Source organism: Hephaestia caeni, assembly GCF_003550065.1.
In the GTDB taxonomy this organism is placed as follows: Bacteria; Pseudomonadota; Alphaproteobacteria; order Sphingomonadales; family Sphingomonadaceae; genus Sphingomonas; species Sphingomonas caeni_A.
In genome coordinates, this window is the sequence record NZ_QXDC01000010.1 from 1 (window position 1) to 1,248 (window position 1,248).

The window sequence follows — 1,248 nt, forward strand, 5'->3', positions numbered from 1 at the left end:
TGACGTGACCCCCGCTTTTTCCTTCAGTTGGAGCTAGAGTCCGACCCGACAAAGGGACGGACAGATGAAGCGGAAGCAGTTTTCGGAAGAACAGATCATCGGCATCCTGAAGGAGGCCGAGGCAGGCGCGGTAGTGACGGAGTTGTGCCGCCGGCACGGGATGTCGAGCGCGACGTTTTATGCGTGGAAGGCCAAGTTCGGCGGCATGGAGGTGTCGGACGCCAAGCGGTTGCGGGCGCTCGAGGAGGAGAACGCGCGGCTCAAGCGACTGCTGGCTGATACGATGCTCGACAACGCGGGCCTGAAGGATCTGCTGTCAAAAAAATGGTGACGCCCGCCGCGAAGCGGGAAGCGGTCGCGCATCTCCAGACGACGTTGGGGATGAGCGAGCGGCGGGCGTGTCGAGTGATTTCGGCAGACAGGAAGAGCATGCGATATCGGTCGCGCCGTGATGATGATGGCGACCTGCGGTCGCGTTTGCGCGAGTTGGCACAGCAGCGCCGCCGGTTCGGCTACCGACGCCTGCATATCTTGCTCCGGCGAGACGGTATCATCATCAACCGCAAGAAGACCCAGCGGCTCTACCGTGAGGAGGGGCTGACGGTTCGGCGGCGGCGTGGACGAAGGCGCGCCGTGGGCGCGCGGGCACCGGCGCCGGTGTTGGCGCTTCCCAACCAGCGCTGGAGTCTGGACTTCGTCCATGATCAGCTCGTCACCGGACGTCGCTTCCGCGTGCTCAACATCGTCGACGATGTCACCCGAGAGTGCCTGCGGGCAGTCGTCGATACCTCGATCTCGGGTCGGCGTGTCGTCCGGGAACTGGCCGATCTGATCGCCGAGCGCGGCGCACCGAAGATGATCGTCAGCGATAACGGAACCGAACTAACCTCGAACGCCGTGCTTACCTGGACCGGCGACGCCGGTGTCGAGTGGCATTACATCGCGCCTGGCAAGCCGACCCAGAATGGGTTCGTCGAGAGCTTCAATGGCCGGATGCGTGACGAGCTGCTCAACGAGACGCTGTTCTTCACGATCGGTCAGGCCCGCTCGATCCTCGCGCGCTGGGTCGATGATTACAACACCGAGCGGCCGCACTCCTCGCTCGGCTACGCTACCCCGACGGCGTTCGCCGCCGAACTCGAAAAGCAACGGGCTGGGTCAACCCAGCCCGTTGCTTCACCTGCGCTCATGCGCGACAACAATGGTCGGTCTCTGGTTGCCGCTGGATGAAAGCCGGGGGTCACGTCA

Annotated in this window: 1 protein-coding gene; it reads left to right on the plus strand. The window is 63.7% G+C overall.

Going from position 1 to position 1,248, the window contains the following annotated elements; genetic code table 11:
* Nucleotides 1-64: 64 nt before the first annotated feature.
* Nucleotides 65-1,230, plus strand: a protein-coding gene (locus DFR49_RS21545; protein WP_425454974.1) for an IS3 family transposase whose coding sequence is annotated in 2 segments (ribosomal slippage) — nt 65-317 and nt 317-1,230 — 1,167 coding nt in all. Because the reading frame shifts where the segments join, the coding sequence is not laid out codon by codon here.
* Nucleotides 1,231-1,248: the final 18 nt, after the last annotated feature.